The 1,115-nt window shown below is 80.4% G+C and carries 1 protein-coding gene and 1 pseudogene; both read right to left on the bottom strand.

What is annotated here, in order from left to right; all coding sequences use genetic code 11:
- On the bottom strand, positions 1-497 hold a 497-nt coding region (locus tag ABEB16_RS17640; RefSeq protein WP_345713526.1), incomplete at its 3' end, for a SigE family RNA polymerase sigma factor.
- Positions 498-502: 5 nt separating this feature from the next.
- Positions 503-1,115: pseudogene (locus ABEB16_RS17635) on the bottom strand (hypothetical protein); the annotation flags it as partial.

Genomic DNA, 1,115 nt, shown 5'->3' with positions numbered 1-1,115 from the left:
ACGTCCTCGTCGGCCAGGCCCTCGACGTGGCGCAGCACGAGCACGGCGCGCTGGCGGGTGGGCAGCCGGCGCAGCGCCGCCAGCAGCTCGTCGTGCTGCTCGTCGTACGGCTCGTCATGCTGCGGGGGCCCGTCGGCGTCCGGCTCCGCGCCGTCGTCCGTCCCGCCCGCCGACCCGCCTCCCCCGTGGTCCTCCCCGCGGTCCTCCCCGTCGTCCCCCGAGCCGGCCGGCGGGCGGCGGAACGGGCCGGCGCGGAACGGGCGCCGCCGGGACGTGCAGGCCGCCACGAGCAGCCGGTCCACCGCGAGCCGCGGGTCCTCCTCCGCGCACAGCCGCTCCCAGCGCGGCGCCACCCGCGCCAGCACCCCGGCCACGACGTCCACCGCGGCGGCCGGGTCGGGCAGCAGGGTCCGCGCCACCGCCAGCAGCGCCGCCCCGCGCTGCTCCGCGAACTCCTCCAGCCCCGGCGGCACCCGTCGCGGCTCCCGTGGCGGCACCGGCCTCACCAGCTCTGCTCGGCGGCGACGGCCTGGGCGAGCGCCTGGCGGGCCGCGGTGCGGGTCACCTGCAGGCAGCGGTTCCAGCTGCCGCGCACGGTCAGGTGCAGCTCCACGACGACCGGGCCCCGCCGCAGCACGACGGCCGAGACGAAGGAGTCGAAGCGCGGCGCCAGCCGCACGTAGCCGGCGATCACGTCGCCCGGCGGGTAGGCGTGGACCTCGTCGAAGCCCCAGGGCGCGGCCCCCTCCGGCTGGTCCAGGCACCGCGTGGCCGAGCCGGCGACGGCGGCGTAGTACTGCGCGGCCCCGTCGCCGTCGAACACGCGGACCCGCTCCCGCATCCGCTCCACCGGCCGCACCTCGTCGGGCGCGTCCTGCATGGGCGAGGCCACCCACTCCTGCTCGAACCCGCTGCGCAGGGGGTCGGCGGTGGGGACGGCCTCGTCCCCGCACAGCCCGCCGGCGACCGGGGCCCCGGCCGCCTGGGTGGCGGCGCCCCCGGTGGCGGCGGCCCCCGGCAGCAGCACGGCGACCTGGCGGGTCGGCAGCAGCGGCCAGCCCTCCGCCTCCGGCGGCGCCCCGGCCGGGGGCGGGAACGGACCCACCGGGGCGGTG

Source organism: Kineococcus glutinatus, assembly GCF_039542765.1.
Lineage (GTDB): Bacteria > Actinomycetota > Actinomycetes > Actinomycetales > Kineococcaceae > Kineococcus_A > Kineococcus_A glutinatus.
Note: the sequence above shows the minus strand (reverse complement) of the source record. Positions and strands in the feature narration are given on the sequence as shown.